19 protein-coding genes are annotated in these 18,257 nt (G+C 31.8%); 1 reads left to right on the top strand and 18 read right to left on the bottom strand.

Annotated features, from left to right (window positions below):
• Positions 1 to 6 precede the first annotated feature (6 nt).
• From VDP25_RS14215 to VDP25_RS14265, 11 genes are all read right to left on the bottom strand, one after another.
• Positions 7 to 1,089: an efflux RND transporter periplasmic adaptor subunit gene (locus tag VDP25_RS14215; protein WP_334471016.1), complete on the bottom strand. Its 1,083-nt coding sequence runs from the start codon at positions 1,087 to 1,089 to the stop codon at positions 7 to 9.
• Between the two features lie 153 nt (positions 1,090 to 1,242).
• Positions 1,243 to 1,656 carry a hypothetical protein gene (locus tag VDP25_RS14220; RefSeq protein ID WP_334470886.1) on the bottom strand — a complete coding sequence of 138 codons (414 nt, stop codon included), beginning with the start codon at positions 1,654 to 1,656 and terminating at the stop codon, positions 1,243 to 1,245.
• Between the two features lie 198 nt (positions 1,657 to 1,854).
• On the bottom strand, positions 1,855 to 2,274 hold the full coding sequence (locus VDP25_RS14225) for a hypothetical protein (RefSeq protein ID WP_334470888.1): 420 nt from the start codon (positions 2,272 to 2,274) through the stop codon (positions 1,855 to 1,857).
• A gap of 67 nt (positions 2,275 to 2,341) precedes the next feature.
• A complete protein-coding gene (locus VDP25_RS14230) occupies positions 2,342 to 2,815 on the bottom strand; it encodes a hypothetical protein (RefSeq protein WP_334470890.1) in 474 nt (157 codons plus the stop codon).
• 160 nt (positions 2,816 to 2,975) lie between these two features.
• The gene (locus VDP25_RS14235) at positions 2,976 to 3,302 is read right to left on the bottom strand and encodes a DMT family transporter (protein ID WP_334470892.1); all 327 of its coding nucleotides are present in this window, start codon (positions 3,300 to 3,302) and stop codon (positions 2,976 to 2,978) included.
• Between the two features lie 33 nt (positions 3,303 to 3,335).
• Complete coding sequence (locus VDP25_RS14240; RefSeq protein ID WP_334470894.1) at positions 3,336 to 3,728, bottom strand: ACT domain-containing protein; 393 nt, start codon at positions 3,726 to 3,728, stop codon at positions 3,336 to 3,338.
• Positions 3,729 to 4,538, bottom strand: coding sequence for a type 1 glutamine amidotransferase domain-containing protein (locus tag VDP25_RS14245; protein ID WP_334470896.1), 810 nt, complete (start codon positions 4,536 to 4,538; stop codon positions 3,729 to 3,731).
• Positions 4,539 to 4,690: 152 nt separating this feature from the next.
• The gene (locus VDP25_RS14250; RefSeq protein ID WP_334470898.1) at positions 4,691 to 5,254 is read right to left on the bottom strand and encodes a Crp/Fnr family transcriptional regulator; all 564 of its coding nucleotides are present in this window, start codon (positions 5,252 to 5,254) and stop codon (positions 4,691 to 4,693) included.
• A 42-nt stretch (positions 5,255 to 5,296) separates the two neighbouring features.
• Entirely contained in the window at positions 5,297 to 5,725 is a 429-nt protein-coding gene (locus tag VDP25_RS14255) for a DUF4268 domain-containing protein (protein ID WP_334470900.1), read from the bottom strand.
• Positions 5,725 to 6,399: a ZIP family metal transporter gene (locus VDP25_RS14260; protein ID WP_334470902.1), complete on the bottom strand. Its 675-nt coding sequence runs from the start codon at positions 6,397 to 6,399 to the stop codon at positions 5,725 to 5,727. Before VDP25_RS14260 ends, VDP25_RS14255 begins: the two co-directional genes overlap by 1 nt.
• A gap of 5 nt (positions 6,400 to 6,404) precedes the next feature.
• Positions 6,405 to 7,136: a class I SAM-dependent methyltransferase gene (locus tag VDP25_RS14265; RefSeq protein WP_215924660.1), complete on the bottom strand. Its 732-nt coding sequence runs from the start codon at positions 7,134 to 7,136 to the stop codon at positions 6,405 to 6,407.
• Between the two features lie 220 nt (positions 7,137 to 7,356).
• On the opposite strand from VDP25_RS14265, the gene VDP25_RS14270 reads away from it, so the two are divergent.
• The gene (locus VDP25_RS14270) at positions 7,357 to 8,520 is read left to right on the top strand and encodes a THUMP domain-containing class I SAM-dependent RNA methyltransferase (RefSeq protein ID WP_334470904.1); all 1,164 of its coding nucleotides are present in this window, start codon (positions 7,357 to 7,359) and stop codon (positions 8,518 to 8,520) included.
• Here the strand turns inward: VDP25_RS14270 and VDP25_RS14275 are convergent.
• The 7 genes from VDP25_RS14275 to VDP25_RS14305 form a co-directional block, all read right to left on the bottom strand.
• Positions 8,517 to 8,993, bottom strand: coding sequence for a hypothetical protein (locus VDP25_RS14275; protein ID WP_334470906.1), 477 nt, complete (start codon positions 8,991 to 8,993; stop codon positions 8,517 to 8,519). The two genes, VDP25_RS14270 and VDP25_RS14275, sit on opposite strands and share 4 nt — an antisense overlap.
• Positions 8,983 to 9,681: a LytR/AlgR family response regulator transcription factor gene (locus VDP25_RS14280; protein ID WP_334470908.1), complete on the bottom strand. Its 699-nt coding sequence runs from the start codon at positions 9,679 to 9,681 to the stop codon at positions 8,983 to 8,985. Before VDP25_RS14280 ends, VDP25_RS14275 begins: the two co-directional genes overlap by 11 nt.
• A complete protein-coding gene (locus VDP25_RS14285; RefSeq protein ID WP_334470910.1) occupies positions 9,671 to 10,732 on the bottom strand; it encodes a sensor histidine kinase in 1,062 nt (353 codons plus the stop codon). The genes VDP25_RS14280 and VDP25_RS14285 overlap by 11 nt, the downstream gene beginning before the upstream one ends.
• Positions 10,719 to 11,378, bottom strand: a complete 660-nt coding sequence (locus tag VDP25_RS14290; RefSeq protein ID WP_334470912.1) for a hypothetical protein — start codon at positions 11,376 to 11,378, stop codon at positions 10,719 to 10,721. Before VDP25_RS14290 ends, VDP25_RS14285 begins: the two co-directional genes overlap by 14 nt.
• Positions 11,379 to 11,588: 210 nt before the next feature.
• Entirely contained in the window at positions 11,589 to 14,000 is a 2,412-nt protein-coding gene (locus tag VDP25_RS14295; RefSeq protein WP_334470914.1) for an alpha-ketoacid dehydrogenase subunit alpha/beta, read from the bottom strand.
• Between the two features lie 153 nt (positions 14,001 to 14,153).
• Complete coding sequence (locus VDP25_RS14300) at positions 14,154 to 16,988, bottom strand: metalloprotease (RefSeq protein WP_334470916.1); 2,835 nt, start codon at positions 16,986 to 16,988, stop codon at positions 14,154 to 14,156.
• The gene (locus VDP25_RS14305; protein ID WP_334470918.1) at positions 16,985 to 18,256 is read right to left on the bottom strand and encodes a hypothetical protein; all 1,272 of its coding nucleotides are present in this window, start codon (positions 18,254 to 18,256) and stop codon (positions 16,985 to 16,987) included. The genes VDP25_RS14300 and VDP25_RS14305 overlap by 4 nt, the downstream gene beginning before the upstream one ends.
• Position 18,257: the final 1 nt, after the last annotated feature.

An 18,257-nucleotide genomic window follows, 5' to 3' on the forward strand; every position in this document is an offset into this window, starting at 1 on the left:
TTAGAATTACTCTGCGTAAAGCTCTAGATTAGATAAAACGGTAACAGGATCTACAGTCTTTGTATGAATCTCTTCCTGATCTCTTACCATTTTAATACCTTCAAGTAGTATAGTTTCGGTTTCAGATACACCTTTATCTACAATAAATAAGTGCGGTAATTCTGCACCAATAGTGATTTCTCTTTGGTGTACAACATGGTTTTTATCAACAACAAAAACATAGGTTTTGTCTAAGATTTCAAAAGTGGCTTTTTGTGGTACAATAACAGCATCCTTGTAAGGAATTGTCATTAAAATACTACCCGTTTCACCGTGTCTTAAAATCCCATCAGGATTAGGAAATGTTGCTCTAAACGCAATGTTTCCGGTCTCGCTATCAAATTCTCCTTCAATAGTTTCAACAATGCCTTTTTGATTAAAACGCTTATTGTTTGCCATTAAAAGCTCAACATTTGTGTTGTTCTTTTTAGCTTCACTGGTAATATAATCAAGGTATTCTGCTTCTGGCACATTAAAATACACCCACATTTGGCTGTTGTCTGATAGTGTTGTAAGTAGTTCTCCTTCATCTAAAAGGCTACCTTCTCTAGCTTCCAAATGGTTAATGATTCCATTAAAAGGGGCTTTGATACTTGTAAAACCTAAGTGCGTTTGTGCTAAAGAGACTTCGGCATTGGCTTTCTCTAAATTAGCTTTCGCCATGGCCAATTCATTAGGCGATACTACATTACCATCGGCTAGTAATTGCGTGTTGGCGAGTTCTATTTGCGCGACTTTAGATTCGGCTTTAGCCTTGTTGAGTTCCGCTTGATAAATGTTAGGCATAATCTGAAATAACTGTTGTCCTTTCTTTACATGTTGCCCTTCATCTATAGAGATATGTTTTAAATAGCCCTTTTCTAAAGCTCTTAATTCGATATGTCTAATCGAGTGGATTTGACTCACATAATCTTTAATAAGCGTTGTGTCTTTTTTTATGGGGTTGGTTACGAGAAATGTTGATTCTTCGTGTTTTTCTTCTTTGTGTTTTTCACAGCTAGCTAGAGAAATAAGCATAAATAGGCCTGTGAAAATGGTTATTTTCTTAATGGTGTTCACGTGTAAAATGATTTTATAAAATGATATAATTTATGGGTCAGACCCCTAGAAAAATGGGAATGACATTTTTAGAGTTTTGGTGGAAACTCTACATCCTTTAATAAGAAACAGACCTTTAGCAATTGCTAGTCTGTTTTGAAGGAATCATATTATAAAAACTTGGAATTGTACATGAAGCCTAAGACTAGATTCATGGATAACGTTTTGTGGACGATATATGTTTTTTTGAAGCAGTTTAGAAGACTGCTCAAACAATAGCGCATTAATAAAGGCTGTTTCTAAATAGTCTTTGTAATACTGTTTTTTAGTTGAAGCTTCTTCGTCTTCTACTTTATTGCTTTCAATGATTTCGACATTTCTTCTGTCGTCTGTACCTTTATGATGCGGAATAAAAGTGGCACCACCTAATTGCTTTGTATAGTTTAGAGTTACACTGCAATGGTGGGTAGTAAGTGTCTTTGTTGAATTAGTAACAGCTTCACTAGCTTGTAGATTAGCGAATGTGCTTAGTAATAAAACAAATACTAAAGATAAGTATCTATAGAAAGTCTTTTTCATTTCAGGGTTCAAAACTATACCATAAGATTTACTTTACCAAAAAGTGACAGTTTAAATTTTAACATCATTATGATAAATATTTCTTAAAGAAATATAAATTCCAGTGTTCTGAGTAAGATCTTTTGTATGTCTAATTGTTTATGCTTTAAATAAGGCACTTCGATTTAGTCTCATTGATTTTATCCTTTAGGCTTTTGTTTATTCGTAATTGTAATAAGTTGTTATATCATCATCCTCTAAATCCTTTACAACTAATTCTGTTTCTGAAATGCTTATAATTTCATCTGATAAAATTAAGCCATTATTTGTGCCTTCATCTGAAGGGAAATTTCGGTATAAAATATTGTTTTCTATAGACCAATTTCCATTTTCAGTATAGTGTTGGCAAGTATTTCCACCAGCCCAATATTTATATTCAATATCTCCATTACCTTTTAAATTATAGTAATTATTCTCACAAGAAACCCCTTGTTCAATATCAAAGTATTGTGCGCCTGTGTACCATTTTTTTGCAAATCTTTGGTCAAGTGAATTATTTTCGTCATCATTTGATGAGCAAGACTGAAAAGTGAAGCTAAAAACGATTGTTAGCACTAGAATTTTGAATATTATTTTCATTTTTTATTTGAAGTTGGTTTGATTTTTATAGGGATAATGATCTTGGCTAAATATACCAAATGTAGTTTTAATTTGAAGTTGAATAAACGGATTCAAAAGTGTTGTTTTCGGTATTAAAAGTAACGGTTAATGTATTGTTGTCAATAGCACCTCCTGTTGAGGCTATTGATTCAGAATTAGTGACTTCGTAAGAAGAATTATTGTCTATGTTAGTTACTTTTACATAAGTGTTAGATAAATAATTACTTCCGCTATTTACTTTAAATGTTATACCAATTAAGTTTGAGATTTCAACTGTTTTTTCGTCTGCCAATTCAGTGTAAGCTACCGGGTTAATTAGTTGTGTTGTCTCACTTTGAGGTTGTCCATTTTCATCATTCCATAAAAATGTGATGTCCAAATTTAAATCTGCATCTGAAAGTTGAGATGTGTATTCAATTTTATAAAATCCGGTATTTTCGTTGTCTTCTGAAGTTTTGTCATCATCACTACTACAACTTATTAAAATTATAGCAAAAAAAAGTAAAGTAAGTTTTTTCATAAATTTTGTTTATTCATATAACACAAATCGTACTTACATATGTACAGTTGGGCTTTAGAATCGCCTAATTTAAGAAATAAAAGTAGTATAGCTAATAGATGGAGTAGAATTTAGAAGGAGTTTAGTAGGCTAGATAAATAAGGTATTAATAATTCTTGGCTTAATGCGAAACTACTTTTAGCCCAACAATAGAGATAATTAAGGTTGTGATAAAAAATAGGCGCCAAAATGTTGCTGGTTCTTTAAAAACCAAAATACCAATCAGAACAGTTCCCACAGCGCCAATACCTGTCCAAACGGCATATGCTGTTCCAATAGGTAAATGTTGCGTCACTTTTAAAAGAAGTCCCATACTTATGCCTAAACAAATAAAAAATCCGATATACCAATAGGTGGATTCAATTCCGGTAGTCTCTTTAGCTTTTCCTAGGCATGCGGCAAAGGCGACTTCAAATAGGCCTGCAATTATTAATAGTATCCAGTTCATTTGTTGTTCAATTTTTGGTCAACAGTGAAGTTTTTATTTTGAAAATGCATTTAAAATTGCCAGGGCTTTATCGGTGTCTTTTTTATCGACAAAAATATGGTCATGATAATAGGCTGCAACCACATTGCAACTAATACCATTTTCAGATAAAGCTTTAGAGAATGCAGCTGTTAAACCAACGGCTTCTAAAGAAGAATGTACAGTAAGTGTAATCCAAGATGCCACAAAAGCATAGTCTAAATTGAGTTGGTCTGCGACTTCTTTTTTAGTGATAAGGGTAATGCTTTCCTCTTCTTTAAAAGTCATTATAATTTGGTTCAAATTGATTTGTTCCAAATGATCTGTTTTACAAAATACAAATTCGCCGACATTATGTTTTGGTTGCATTGATTTTAAAAGTGTCTCTAAATTTTTTTCTCCAGTCATTTATTTAGCACTTTTAGTTAGTCTTTGTAATTCATTTAAGGTTGCTTTTCCAACACTATGAGCTGATTGTGGGTTTTGACCTGTTACTAATCTTTGATCTGTAACAACGTGTTTTGTAAAAGGTGCAGATTTTTCAAAAATAGCACCACGTTCTTTTAATGTATCTTCAAGTAAAAAAGGAACCACATCTTCTAATTTTACTTTAATCTCTTCTTCATTGGTAAAGGCGTTTACTTTTTTGCCATCTACGAGATAGGATCCATTACTTAATTTAATGTTTACAAGACCTGCAGGGCCATGACAAACAGCACTAACAACGCCGTTGTTTTCATATATTTTAGCTGCAATCTCTGCTATTTCTGTGTTGTCTGCAAAATCCCACATAGCACCATGACCTCCAGCATAATGAATAGCTATATAATCATCGGGATTAATTTCATGAGGTTGTTTTGTGTGTTCAATTTTGTTGCGGTAGATGTCGTTATCCCAAAATTTCTTATTGATTGTATCTGTCATATCAAAGGCATCAACAGGTGCTTTTCCTCCTTTTGGACTTACAAAATCTATTTCGTAACCAGCAGTATGTAATACGTCCCAAGGGTGTGAAACTTCTCCGAGATAGTAACCTGTTTTTTCACCTGTATTACCTTTTTCATTATGACTAGTAACCACAAACAATATCTTTTTTAATGCTTTAGTTTCTGTTTTTACTGTTGATTTCTCTGTGTTGTTATTATTGTTGCAGCCCATAAAAAGAATCATAAACAAAAATAGAACAAGAGCTGTTTTAAATTTTATTGTATTTGACATATCTAAACTATTATTTTAAAATTTGGTTTTAAATTATTCCGATTTATTAAAAGGTGAAAAACAATTTTATAACCTTTAATAGCGAATAATGTTAGAGGACAAAATTCTTAAACATTTTAGAGAAACTATTTAACAAATGATAAAAACGACATTTATTTTATGTTTGCCCTAATTCTACTTAAACTCACTTGAGTAATACCCAAATAAGAAGCAATATGAGAGAGTTGCACGCGTTGTATAATGCTAGGATGATTTTTGAGAAGAGCTAAATACCTTTCAGTTGCGGTATTAAATTGCAGAGAGATAAGTCGTTCTTCGGATTTAATGAGTTCTAATTCTGAAAATTTACGCCCCCAATTTGCAATTTGAATGTCTTCTAAAAAGAGTTTTTGAAGTTGTGCTATTTTTAACTCGTAGAGTTCGCAATCTTCTAATAGTTCTACATCTTCATACCCTTTTTGGTGATTCACATAACTTTGCATAGAAACAATAGGATCTCCTTCTGTACCAAACCAAAATGTAATTTGATGATCTTCTGAATAGGCATACGCTCTTGCTATTCCTTTTTTGATAAAATAAATACTGGTTTCAATTTTATTGGCTTTAAATAAAATATGCCCTTTTGGAAACGTCGTTTCAGTTATTGACGCTTTAATTAAATTTTTGGATGGAGAGGTTAGTGGATATATAGTATCAATAATTTGGTTTATTTCCATTTATTTGTGGCTATTTCATTTTAGTTAAGAGGGTAAGAGGTTTTAGCTTTTAATAATGTCTCTATATTCCTCAAAGAAGGCTTCAAACAAATCCATATTTTTATTAAAAAACTCCATAACAGCTCTCCATGTATTTTTGTTATGGATGGATACCTTTTGTTCTAAAGGTAAATAAATTCTAGAAATTTCTTTTCCATTTTCGAGTATGTACTCTTCTTCAAAAATAACATCAGGTAGGAAATCGCTTTTTAAAATATTTTTTAAAGATTCTAGCGCTTGCCAGCAGTTAATTCGGTTTTCTAAATCGTCCTCTAAATCTAATGCGATCAAGGCCGATTTAGTATCGAAATGAAATTTAAATGAAACGCCTTTAATTTTGGTGTCGTATAAAAGCCATTTTCTTGGAAATGATTTTCCGAAACTGGTCCAAAATTCTTGTCGTAGTAGTCTTGATTCTTCTTTTGAAAACATTAAATAAAATAAGCTATTAAAATACCTAAACAAATAGCCACTAATTTAGATAAATTAAATTTATGACCTTCACTAGATTCAAATAAAATAGTTGTAGAAATATGTAAAAAGATACCAATTACAATGGCGTTAATGACATCTACATAGGTTGCCATAAAGGTTGAGTGGTTAGAAATAAAAGTCCCCAAAGGTGTCATTGTTGCAAAAAGAATCAAGAAACTCACTATCTGTAATTTGCTATAGTTAGATTGTAATAAAAAGGTTGTGACTAAAATAGCAATCGGAATTTTGTGAATTAGTACACCATACACCATATCGTTGTGTTGGTGAATAGGGAACCCTTCTAAAAAGCTATGAATACATAAACTAATAAAGAGCAACCAAGGAAAATCGGTGTCGTCTTTATGAACATGTAAATGGCCATGCTCTGCACCTTTAGAAAAGAATTCTAAAATAATTTGTAGCAAAATACCACACATTATATACAAACCTGTAAGCTTAGCATCAATATGATGATAGACTTCTGGTAACAAATCAAAAAGGGTTAATGCTAATAAAAAAGCTCCACTAAATGATAACAGTAATTTGGTGTAAATTGACTTTTGTTTTTTAGTTAATAAAGCAATAACAACACCTATAACGACGGCAAGTAATGGTAAAAAATAACTATTCATGTAGTTTACTTAAAAATCATGATTAAGCGTTCTGAGGTTTTAGAATGGTATTTTCGTAATTTATAATCCCCAAAAACATCTAATAAATGAACTCCTGCTTTTTCAAAAAGAGTTTCAAAATCTTCTAATGTAAATGCTTTTACGCGTTCTTGAAATTGAAACGCTTCTCCATCAGCATTGAAACTAATATCTTTAATGATATAACCATCTTTAACCGATCGTTTTTGCAGAAAATCAATTCCTTCAACTGTTTTTACATTTTCTTTTACTAGGTTTTCAATGATGTAGTTGGAGTTCATAAAATCTATGACACCAAATCCAAACGCATTCAATTCTGCTTTAATAGACTTTATGGTTTCTAGGTTGCAATTTTCATCTTCAAAATAACCAAAACTAGTAAAGAGGTTAAAAACGGCATCAAACGTATCTGGATATGGTTTACTCATATCGTGTACATTAAACTTTAGCGTTTCATTTTCAAATTGATTAGCGTAATTAATGCTTTGCTCAGATAAATCTACTCCTGTAACCTTATAGCCTAAAGAGTTAAGATACACTGAATGTCTACCTTTTCCGCAGGCTAAATCTAAAATTTTACCGTGTTCAGGGATATTAAGATAGTTAGTGAGATTATCCATAAACCCTTGAGCTTCTGCATAATCTCTGTCTTTATATAAAATATGGTAGTAAGGTGTATCAAACCAAGATGCGTACCATTGTTTAGTTGATTTACTCATAACGTTAAATGTCCTACAAAAATACTGTATTTTTGCAATGAACTCATATTGACTTTTAGTTTTAAACCAAAAAGTTTGGCTTTTAGACTGTATTGAAGTTGTTTTTTTCTTAACACAGCGTCACTACGTTTATAAAAAACGCAAAATTAGAATGTAAAATGGTAATTTTTGCAAGTAAAAAGAAAAAGTTAATAAGAGTTTAAGCTATATGACGTAACACATGGAAGAAAATTACAAGATGCTAGCCAAAACCCTATTTGGCTTCGAAGATATTTTAGCAAAAGAACTCACACAACTTGGAGCCATGAAAGTGGAAAAAGGGGTGAGAAATGTGAGTTTTGAAGGTGATAAAGGCTTTATGTATAAAGCTAATCTTGGGTTGAGAACAGCTATAAAAATACTAAAACCTATTCATTCTTTTAGAGTCACAAGAGAGGAAGATCTTTACAAAAATGTAAAGAATATGAAATGGGAAACGTATTTAAAATCTACAGGTTCTTTGGCTGTTGATGCAACCGTTCATAACAGTGTGTTTACGCACTCGCAGTACACCGCGTTAAAAACTAAAGATGCTATTGTAGATCGTTTTAGAGATATTGATGGCACACGTCCAAATGTTGATTTACGTTTTCCAGATTTAAAAATTAATGTACATATAGACCGTCAGCGTTGTACAATTTCTTTAGATACTTCTGGAGAATCATTACACCGACGAGGTTATAAAACGGCAACAAATATTGCTCCAATAAATGAAGTTTTAGCAGCTGGCTTAATTATGATGAGTGGTTGGGATGGACAAACCGATTTTATGGATCCCATGTGTGGTAGTGGAACTATGTTGGCAGAAGCTGCGATGATTGCATGTAATATTCCTCCAAACTTAATGCGAAAGGAATTTGCTTTTGAGCGTTGGGAAGATTGGGATGTAGAATTGTTTGAAAAAATTGAAGAATCTCTTTTAAAGAAAACACGCGATTTTCATCATAAAATAATGGGATACGACAAATCTCCTTCGGCAGTTGCAAAAGCGAAAGAGAATATAAAGAATGCACATTTAGATGAATTTGTGCATATTCAGCATGAAGATTTCTTTAAAACCCAAAAATCTGGACATGAGAAATTACATATGGTGTTTAATCCTCCGTATGGTGAACGTTTAGAGAATTTGAATGTTGAAGAATTCTACGGCAATATTGGTTCAACATTAAAACATGGTTATCCAAATACCAATGCGTGGCTAATTACTTCTAATTTAGAAGCTTTAAAGTCGGTTGGATTACGACCATCTCGAAAAATAAAAGTTTTTAATGCTAAACTTGAAGCAAGGTTAGTGAAGTATGAAATGTATGAAGGTAGTAAGAAGGCTAAGAAACAAGATAACTAGTGTTCTAAGGCTTCTAATTGCAAATTATAATCATACTGCAAATCTTCGTGTAATACTTTAATCTTTTTCTTAATAGAAAGCACTTGGCGCTCATAAATATTACTTAATGTGGTATTTCTATGGATAGATGGTTGTAGTTCGTTCATTTGTTCGCAGAAATAGAGTAGAAGTTCTACCTCAGTAGTTTTCTTTAGAGAATAGCGACTATACACGCGAATTTCTCTTAGGATTTTTCTAATCGTTTTCTTCATATAGAAGTAACTATCGGTATTAATGCCTTTAAAAAGTTCGTCTAAACTTGCTTTTACACTAGCGATATAACCATCTTCATCGTGAGATTCAAACAATAAATAGGTGAGTAGGGCTTTATTCTCTTTTTTAAATTTACCTAAGCGTAAACAAAGCTCTAAAAGCTCTTCTTGAGTAAGGTGTTTTAATTCCTTTTTTATGGTAACTATAGATTCAATTTTCATGATGTAAATTTAGAACTTTTAAAACAGAATCCTTGTAGGTCTGGCCAATAGGAATTGTATGTGTGTCTATTGTAATTTGATTGCCAGAAAGACGATTCATTTTATTCAAGTTAATGCAAAAGGATTTATGAATACGCAGAAAATTATCAGGTAAGGAGCTCATAAATTTTGAGAATGTACTATGTGTAACAATTGTTTTTTCTGTAGTATGTACTTTAACGTAATCTCCAAAAGCTTCAATATATTGGATATCGGTATAAAAAACCTTGTGTAATACTTTGTTTTCTTTTAAGATCAGGAAATCATTGTCGGTAGTCATTTTATTTTTAATAACCTTATTTATGGCCATTAAAAACCTTTCGTAAGCTATTGGTTTTAATAAGTAATCAATAGCATTAACTTCAAAACCATCTACAGCATATTGAGAGTAGGCTGTGGTAAAGATAACTTCAGGCGGATTCTTTAGGGATTTATAAAAGTCTAAACCCGTTTGCTTGGGCATATTAATATCCAAAAAGAGCAGATCTATAGTGTTATTTAATTGCAAAAACTTAAAAGCTTCAGCGGTATTACTGCAGGTGGCTTTTAGGTCTAATACGGTAGTGTCATCTATAAAATATTTTAGAACACGTTGCGAAGAAGGTTCGTCATCTACTATTATACAGCTTATACGTGTTTTATTTTTCATTACTAATAGTTAATAGAACTTTAAAAACTTCGTTTTGTAATTTAGTTTGAAACTGATGCTTGTTTGGGTAGACTAAATTTAAGTTATTTTTTAAATTTTCTAAACCAACACCAGAATGTTTGTCTTCTAATTGATTGCTTGTGTCTAAATTAGTGTTTTCTATCGTAAATCTAAATTGGTGACCTTTTTGAGATAGTGCTATTTTTATAGGTGAGTTAATTTCTCCTGCTATAATTCCGTGTTTATAGCTGTTTTCTAGTAAAGGCAAAAGTAACATTGGGTATATTTTGAAATTTTCATCTTCAATATCAATATTTAATTGTGTAGAAACTGGTAATTCTATACGATGATTTTGAAATGAAATGTAGTTTTTCAATAAAGTGATTTCGTCTTTTAAACTAACACGCTTGGTATCTGAATCGTAGATAACATAACGTAAAATATCTGAAAGCTGAACAATGGCCTCTGTTATACCATCTTTTTTTTCTAAAGCTAAAGCATAAATAACATTTAATGAATTAAATAGAAAATGTGGATTTAATTGGGCTCTTAAAGTTGAAAGTTGTGTTTCAATATGTTGATTTTTAATTTTAAGCAGTTGATTTTGGTTTTTGTTAAAGTAAAACCAATCTTCAGTAAGTTTAAGTAAGCTTGTGGCTACTAAAAAGATTATGAATACTAAATATATATTCTTGTGAGATAGATAGGATATGAAAAAATAACTCGGAAATAGGATATCTAAAATAGGCTGTAAAAGCCATGAACTGAGAGTGGCAAAGACAACTAGATTTATAATAAATGTAACACTGTAAATAAGGTATTTTTCTTGCTTGAGGTAATTGGGTATTAAAACGTAAAAATTAATTAAAACAGGTATTGCTAATGCTGTTAAGAAAGTTAAAGTATAGGCAAAATCTACACGTATTGGTAGTTGGCCTTTTGAAAAAATAAACAGTAAGATTACAAATGCAAACAACCACAGTACACTATTAAAACGTAGTGGCCTGTGGTAATTAGATTTTAATATGGTATTAAAGTTAAGGTTTTGCATTTGCTCTTGTTAGTGCTATTTGATCCGATTCTGTCCACTTATTTTCAATATCAGCGTTTAGATATTTTTTTAAAAAGCGATACAGTTCTTCAGAGGTCGCTGTAAGCAATAGTGTTTGTTCTGGACCAATACTTTCGTGCTTTAAACGTATTTTGTTTTCCTCGAAGATATCTTTTATACGTTCCTCACTAAGCCATGAAAACATAACGTTTTTGTCCGTAGTAAAATCTAGTTTTGCTACAGAGTGTGTTTTTAGTAAGTGCTCTGCAGCTAAACTGTTTATTTCTTCATCTTCAATGTTTATAGGTATAAAGTCTAAGAAATATTGGTTTTCAATTTTAAAAGGCATGGCTATAAAAACGGCTTCTTTTTCATTTTTGATGTAAGTAACGAGATAGCCATCTTTATAGGTGTCGTATGCTAATTTGTCGTCTTCAGAGAGTTTTATGCCTTCTTTTTGGTCTTCTTCAAATTTTGCTTGGAACGATTCTACGGTCCATTGTCCTTTTTTGTGATCTGTCCATTTACCTAATAAGTGTTGGTTATAGTGTAAACTGCTTGTAATGTAAAACGGTTGAAGCGATTTTACAATGCAAGAACTAAAAAGTAAAACACTTAAAATTAACAGTACTCCTTTTGTTTTCATAAGTTATAAATTTAAAAAGTTTTCTCTAAAGTCTTTAAATAATCAATTGTTTACAACAAAATTCGACAAACAATGTGCAACTCATGTCAAACAAATAGAACAAAAAAAAGAGGGCAATTGCCCTCTCTTATATGGTTTGTAAAACCTAAGCTTTGATGTAAGTTTAGGTTTTTGAATTTTAAATAACTAAAAATTTAATGTGTGTATAAATTATCTCAATTTAGGATAATCTGCAGGACTTAACTCGTGCATTACATCATAAATAGCCTCAAAGATATCTTCTACAGATGGTTTTGAAAAATAATCACCATCAGTACCATAAGCTGGTCGGTGTGGTTTTGCGGCTAGTGTCTTAGGTTTGCTATCTAAATATTCGAAAGCATTTTGTTCATTTAATATTTGATCTAAAATATATGCCGAAGCACCACCTTTTACATCTTCGTCAATTACCATTACTCTATTCGTTTTGGCAATACTCTTTACAATATCATGGTTTAAATCGAATGGTAATAAAGATTGAACGTCAATAATTTCGGCATCAATACCAACTTCTTGTAGTTCTTTTGCGGCTTGTTCTACTAAACGTAACGTAGAACCGTAAGATACTAAGGTAATATCTTCACCTTCTCTAATTGTTTCAACAACTCCTATTGGTGTTTTAAACTTGCCAATATTGTTAGGTAATTTTTCTTTTAATCTGTAGCCATTTAAACATTCAACGACTAAAGCAGGCTCATCACTATCTAGTAATGTATTATAAAAACCAGCGGCTTTAGTCATGTTTCTTGGTACCAAAACATGGATACCTCTAATAAGGTTTATAACACCTCCCATTTGTGAGCCAGAATGCCAAATACCTTCTAGTCTATGACCACGAGTTCTTACAATTAAAGGAGCTTTTTGGCGGCCTTTGGTTCTGTAATGTAAAGTAGCTAAATCATCGCTCATAATTTGAAGCGCATACATAATGTAATCTAAGTACTGAATTTCTGCAATAGGGCGTAAGCCACGCATTGCCATACCTATTCCTTGTCCTAATATTGTCGCTTCTCTAATGCCTGTATCAGAGACTCTTAGTTCTCCGTGTTTTTCTTGAAGTCCTTCTAGGCCTTGATTAACATCTCCAATATATCCTGCATCTTCTCCAAATATTAAAGCTTCTGGGTAGTTGCTGAAAATCGCATCAAAATTTTCTCTTAAAACCACACGACCATCTACTTCTTCTGCATTAGCATCGTAGGTTGGAAGTATTTCAGATTGGTTTAAAGCATTAAGTTTGGATTCGCTGTGTAAATGCGAACTGTATTTTTGTTGTACAGAATTGATATAATTGTTGATCCAGTTTTGAAGATTTGTTTTTGCAGGAGATGATTCTGCTACAACATAACGTAATGCTTTACGGGCTGCGGATAATAAATCTCTTCTTAACGGTTCGTCTATAGCTTCTAAATCGTTCTTTAGTTTCTTTATAAATACACCATTTGAACTTGTAGAAGCCAATTGGTCTAATAAACCAAGTACTTCTTTGCTTTCTGCATAAATAGGATTTATAAATGCAGACCAAGCGGCCTTTTTACCTTCTCTAACGGCTTTTTTAATCTCTCGTTCTAAGGCGGTTAACTCTTCGTCTGTAGCAATGTTATTAGCAATAATCCATTGACGCATTTGCACATTACAGTCGTATTCTGCTTCCCAAGCTAAACGTTCTTGGTTTTTGTAACGTTCATGAGAACCAGATGTAGAGTGCCCTTGTGGTTGTGTTAACTCTTGAACATGTATCATTACTGGAATATGTTCTTTTCTTGAAACTTTTGCAGCACGTTGGTACGTGTCCATTAACTCAGGATAATTCCAACCATTTACTCTAAAAATCTCGTATCCTTTTTCGTTTTCATTACGTTGAAAACCTTTTAGTATTTCAGAAATATTTTCTTTTGTAGTTTGGTGTCTTGCATGTACTGAAATGCCATAATTATCATCCCAAATGCTAATCACCATTGGTACTTGTAAAACACCTGCGGCATTTATAGTTTCAAAGAACAAGCCTTCACTTGTACTAGCGTTTCCAATGGTTCCCCAAGCAATTTCATTTCCTGATTTAGAAAAATTAGTCGCATCAATACCTTCAACTTGTCTGTATATTTTTGAGGCTTGTGCTAAGCCTAAAAGTCTAGGCATTTGTCCTGCTGTAGGAGAAATATCTGAACTTGAGTTTTTTTGTTCCGTTAGATTTTTCCAATTGCCATTTTCATCTAAACTATGAGTGGCAAAATGCCCTCCCATTTGTCTACCTGCAGACATTGGTTCTTCTTTTAAATCTGTATTGGCATACAATCCAGCAAAGAATTGCTCAATAGTTAATTCGCCAATAGCCATCATAAAGGTTTGGTCTCTGTAATAACCAGATCTAAAATCTCCATTTTCGAAGGCTTTAGCCCAGGCAATTTGTGGAATTTCTTTTCCATCACCAAAGATGCCAAATTTAGCCTTACCAGTTAAAACTTCTCTACGACCAAGTAAACTACATTCTCTACTTGTTACAGCAAGTTTGTAATCGTTTAATACTTCTGCTTTAAAATCGTCAAAAGTTATTTCTGTTTTGGTGTTAGGATTGGTCTTCATGAAGGTAAAAATTTATATAGCGAAAGTACAAAAATTAAAAATTTTATGCAACAGCATTTGACGTTATAATATTGCGATATTGTTAGTAAAATATAAATATTGATAAGAATATTCTAAAATATTCAACAATTTTAACTTTTCAATAAGAATTTGTTAATACCATTTTCGTCTAAACAGACCTAAAAGTACTTGAGGATCTATAGTGAACATAAAGCGGATACGTTCGTCGTAATTTTGTTCTGCGATTTCCCAACCCAAGTTAGAGTAAACTGGAAAATAGATTTCAAAATAGTCTTCTACAAGATTTAATCTAATACCAGAATCGTAAACAAATTTTGGAGAGTTGTATTTGTTTTTTACGAGGCCTGCATCACCATAGGCTTGAATATATCTCCAAATAGAGGTACTAAAATTAGCCGTTGTCATCCATTGGTTGGCAAATGGTGTCTCTAATTGCGATTTAAAACCACCTTCTGCAATTATAATTTGTTGGCTAAACAGACCAGAAGCTTCAGAGCGTCCTAAATAATTTAAATCAAATAGGTAGTCTGTTGGTCTATCTAATGCGAAACTAAAGTAGTTAGAGCTAGGATCAGAATTGTTTTCTAAAAAGAAACCTGCAAAAAATCTAAAGTTGATATTTCTATTGCTTTTTGTGAGTTGTCTAAATTCGTAATTAATTGAGAGTTTACTGAATTTGTCTGCTATTTGAAGATCGGTATTAAACTTAGAGTAATTAATAATGCCTGGATTAGATTGTGTATACCTCAAATTAAAGACTCCATAATCGGGTTCATCTAAAACAGTAATAGCATTCTCACCAAATTCTCGGTCAATACTTACATATCTGGCCATAATTTGGTCTATCTTATTGGACCTAAAATTAGAATCATCCCTAAATTGAAAAGTGATAATTGGACGAATTCTTGTAAAAAAAGCATCTTGACCTAAAGATTGGTAGCCTGCAGTAATACCATAAGTGATGTCAAAAAGATTTTTGTTCTCTATATTATGAGTGTAAAATATAGAGGTAGACCCTGTAAGTGCTCTAGATTTTGTAGCGTATTGAGGTGAGAAGCGATAATTTAATCGTTTTCTTAAAATAGTTTTATTATAAATCTTTGTGCCAAGTGTTAAACCATCATAAATGTTATTGAACTCAACTAAGGGCATAAAAAACACCTGATTGTAATTAGGGTCTTCAATATCTTTAAATAAGCGAAACTGTAATGGTTTATTATTTAAAAAATTACCTTTTAGAGTTTTATAATTATCGCGCTGATTGTATTCTGGAATAACATTGTCGTGATCTAATACAAATTTCTCAGTGCTGTCTTTAGGCAATGTGATGGTTTTAGTGTCTTTAATGTTTTCTACCCATAACTTACCTATAACAGAATCGTTTTTTAACTTAAACAGCGATATAGGCATTGAGTTATCTCTCTTATTCTTTAAGGTTAATTTTATAGAGTCTTCAGTAGTTTTTATAGACTTAATTTTAAAATCGATTTTTTTTCTGGTATTAACGTAGTCTGTAAAAAACCAATCAATATCTTTTGATGTTTCAGCTGTAATGAAAGTTTCAAAATCGCTAATTGTAACTGGTTGTAGTTGGTTGTTTTTTAAAAACGATGTAATACTTTGAGATAAATCAATATCGTCAGTAAACTGATCTAAATAATTAAGGCCAATTCCGGCTTTGTATTTTCCTGCAATATTGGCATTAAATTTTGTTAAAGAGTCTTTTGAGGTTGTTAAGGGCTGATCTAGGTTTTTTCGTGCAATTTCCATAGAATACAGAAAGTACTGAAAGTTAAAATCTAAGTCCGAAGCATGAAAAGACTTAATACCCCAAAAATCGGCTAAAGTTCCTAATAGTTTTACATCAGGATAGTTGTCTTCAACATATTTAATTAAATAGTAGATTTGAAGCCCTTCACTTAACCAATGTTCTTTTCTTGGATTAAGTAATAGTGTATTGTCAATGTATTTTTTTAAAGCTGTTTTAACTAGTTTTAATTCGTACTGAAAATCTTTAGGAAAAGGTCTAAAAAAAGCGGGTAATTGATTAAGACCATAGAGCGGGTTTTTTTGATAATCGATAGAAGATACTAATAATTGCTTATGAGGATATTCTCCAAGATGTTTAGTGAGGTACCGTGTAATCTTGTCGGTTAGTAATGCTTTGGCGTGATCTTGTAGTCCTTTTTCCTTAATGTTAGAAATTAAAATAAAGTCATCTGTTTGTACAAAGGTATATGGAGGAAACTTATGTAATGATAAATAGGTGTCAATACGATCTTTACCACTAAGTATAGTGGTTTGGGTTTTGTTATTTGTTTGGGTGGCATTAAAATCTAATTCTGAAGTGACCTTGTAATTCCTAGGGTGTGTAATACTTAGTGTTATATCGGATTTAGGGATGAATAAATCGTCTAAGTTTTTATTGCTGTAATACTGCCATTCGCCATTATAAACGGCAGGTGTGATATACCAATATTTTAAATCGAAATCTTTAGTTTTAGAAACACCATAGCCTGTAAAAGTAGCATCTGGTATTAAAAGCTGATAGTTAAGGTGTATAGTATAAGAATCATTAGGTTGTAAAGGGGTTTTAAGCACCACCTTAATGACATCTACATGATTTTTTAAGCGGTTATGTTCTAAGGAATTGTTCTTGTTGTCTCTAATAGCTGTTATTAAGGTAAAACCACGTTGCTCATTTTTTGCTAAATGAAATTTTGTGCTAAACTCTTCTTCAAAACGTTGGGCTAATGGTGTAGATTTACTAGAGTAACTATGGTTCCAATCATTAAGATATATTTCTTTTAAAACAGTGTTAGATTCGTTTTTATAAACAATAGTCTGAGATATCGTTATTGTTTTTGTTTCTACATCTACACTAGCATTAATATCCATAGCATTTTGAGCTGCAATACTGTAGCCAAATACTATTAATAAAGTCGTTATGATTAAGTTTTTGTTCAATTAGAAATAATAAATTTTATAGGGTTTGAATTACTGTTATCTATGTTTGCATAAAACAATCCGGTTTGTAAATCAGAAATATCGAAGTGTTGTTTAGCTTCCGAACTCATTTGGAATAGTTTTACTTTCTGACCTAGATTATTATATATTACTAAACGTTGGTTATATAACTCAATATTATTGATATTAATTGTGAGGCTGTGATTTATAATTGTTGAGTCTAGGTTAAAACCAGACGAAAATCTAAAATCCTCTACACTTAAAAAAGTAGCATCTGTTTCTAATGATAAGGTAACAGGTAGGTGATCGCTAAAACTGTGTAACGCATTCCTTAATTCATATGAAAATTCAGAACCAGTGGTTTCACAATCTGATGAGTTTATAGATTTATTCCAGCAAGAAATTAATCCGTTATTACCATACGCCTGATAAGAACCTGGAACATACGTTATATTTGCTGTACTTATCATATTGTCTGAAGTTAGAATAAAATCAAAACGATCATCAAAACCACCTGTAGCTCCACCTAAGCCGGTTTGTGTACGTGTAGATTGTGTAAATACATCAATATAATCGGTGTTATTGTGCCAACTACCTACGCGATTTACAGGATCTACAAATGTAATGGTATTACTTTCATTTAATAAGGTTTGAAACGCGGCTTCGCTAGACGTATATAAATTTAAATCTCCGCCTAATAAAACATTAGTGTTAGCTGGTAAAGTCTCTAAATAACCTTCAAGATCTTCAATCATTTCGAAACGCTTTTGTGCATTATAGGTTCCGCTAGACGCTTTTAAATGACCAATAATAATATATATTTCTACAGGATCTGTAGTTTGATTTATTGTTTTTAATTGAATCCGATAGACATTAAAATCTCTTAAATAAGTGGGAACAATAATTTCGTCTTCAATAGTAAATTTTGAACTGTCGTAATATAAAAGATTCTGTAAATCATTTTGATTACCTTCAGTATCATCAGAAGTGTTAGAAGTGAAGGTTGCCATTTCATAATTAGAGTTAATAGCAATCTTTGTTGTATTTAAAAGAACCATGGCTCCGGTGATATTGTTGAGCTCACAGACTAAAAATAAATCGGGTTGATAGTCAGATAAAATATAAGACAAATCATATATACGATTAGGAATCGTATTTTCTAAGGGATAATTTAATAAATTATAAAACATCACTTTAACTGTTTCTTGAGCAGAAACAGTTAAGGTGAATAAAGTAATTATAAAAAAACCTACGATTTTTTTTTTCATA

It is taken from the genome of Winogradskyella sp. ECml5-4, assembly GCF_036903175.1.
Classification (GTDB): Bacteria; Bacteroidota; Bacteroidia; order Flavobacteriales; family Flavobacteriaceae; genus Winogradskyella; species Winogradskyella damuponensis.

Excerpts from the sequence above, each read along its gene's own strand:
- VDP25_RS14220 (WP_334470886.1), bottom strand. The coding sequence starts at position 1,656 with ATGAAAAAGACTTTCTATAGATACTTATCTTTAGTATTTGTTTTATTA.
- VDP25_RS14225 (WP_334470888.1), bottom strand. The coding sequence starts at position 2,274 with ATGAAAATAATATTCAAAATTCTAGTGCTAACAATCGTTTTTAGCTTC.
- VDP25_RS14230 (WP_334470890.1), bottom strand. The coding sequence starts at position 2,815 with ATGAAAAAACTTACTTTACTTTTTTTTGCTATAATTTTAATAAGTTGT.
- VDP25_RS14235 (WP_334470892.1), bottom strand. The coding sequence starts at position 3,302 with ATGAACTGGATACTATTAATAATTGCAGGCCTATTTGAAGTCGCCTTT.
- VDP25_RS14240 (WP_334470894.1), bottom strand. The coding sequence starts at position 3,728 with ATGACTGGAGAAAAAAATTTAGAGACACTTTTAAAATCAATGCAACCA.
- VDP25_RS14245 (WP_334470896.1), bottom strand. The coding sequence starts at position 4,538 with ATGTCAAATACAATAAAATTTAAAACAGCTCTTGTTCTATTTTTGTTT.
- VDP25_RS14250 (WP_334470898.1), bottom strand. The coding sequence starts at position 5,254 with ATGGAAATAAACCAAATTATTGATACTATATATCCACTAACCTCTCCA.
- VDP25_RS14255 (WP_334470900.1), bottom strand. The coding sequence starts at position 5,725 with ATGTTTTCAAAAGAAGAATCAAGACTACTACGACAAGAATTTTGGACC.
- VDP25_RS14260 (WP_334470902.1), bottom strand. The coding sequence starts at position 6,399 with ATGAATAGTTATTTTTTACCATTACTTGCCGTCGTTATAGGTGTTGTT.
- VDP25_RS14265 (WP_215924660.1), bottom strand. The coding sequence starts at position 7,136 with ATGAGTAAATCAACTAAACAATGGTACGCATCTTGGTTTGATACACCT.
- VDP25_RS14270 (WP_334470904.1), top strand. The coding sequence starts at position 7,357 with ATGGAAGAAAATTACAAGATGCTAGCCAAAACCCTATTTGGCTTCGAA.
- VDP25_RS14275 (WP_334470906.1), bottom strand. The coding sequence starts at position 8,993 with ATGAAAATTGAATCTATAGTTACCATAAAAAAGGAATTAAAACACCTT.
- VDP25_RS14280 (WP_334470908.1), bottom strand. The coding sequence starts at position 9,681 with ATGAAAAATAAAACACGTATAAGCTGTATAATAGTAGATGACGAACCT.
- VDP25_RS14285 (WP_334470910.1), bottom strand. The coding sequence starts at position 10,732 with ATGCAAAACCTTAACTTTAATACCATATTAAAATCTAATTACCACAGG.
- VDP25_RS14290 (WP_334470912.1), bottom strand. The coding sequence starts at position 11,378 with ATGAAAACAAAAGGAGTACTGTTAATTTTAAGTGTTTTACTTTTTAGT.
- VDP25_RS14295 (WP_334470914.1), bottom strand. The coding sequence starts at position 14,000 with ATGAAGACCAATCCTAACACCAAAACAGAAATAACTTTTGACGATTTT.
- VDP25_RS14305 (WP_334470918.1), bottom strand. The coding sequence starts at position 18,256 with ATGAAAAAAAAAATCGTAGGTTTTTTTATAATTACTTTATTCACCTTA.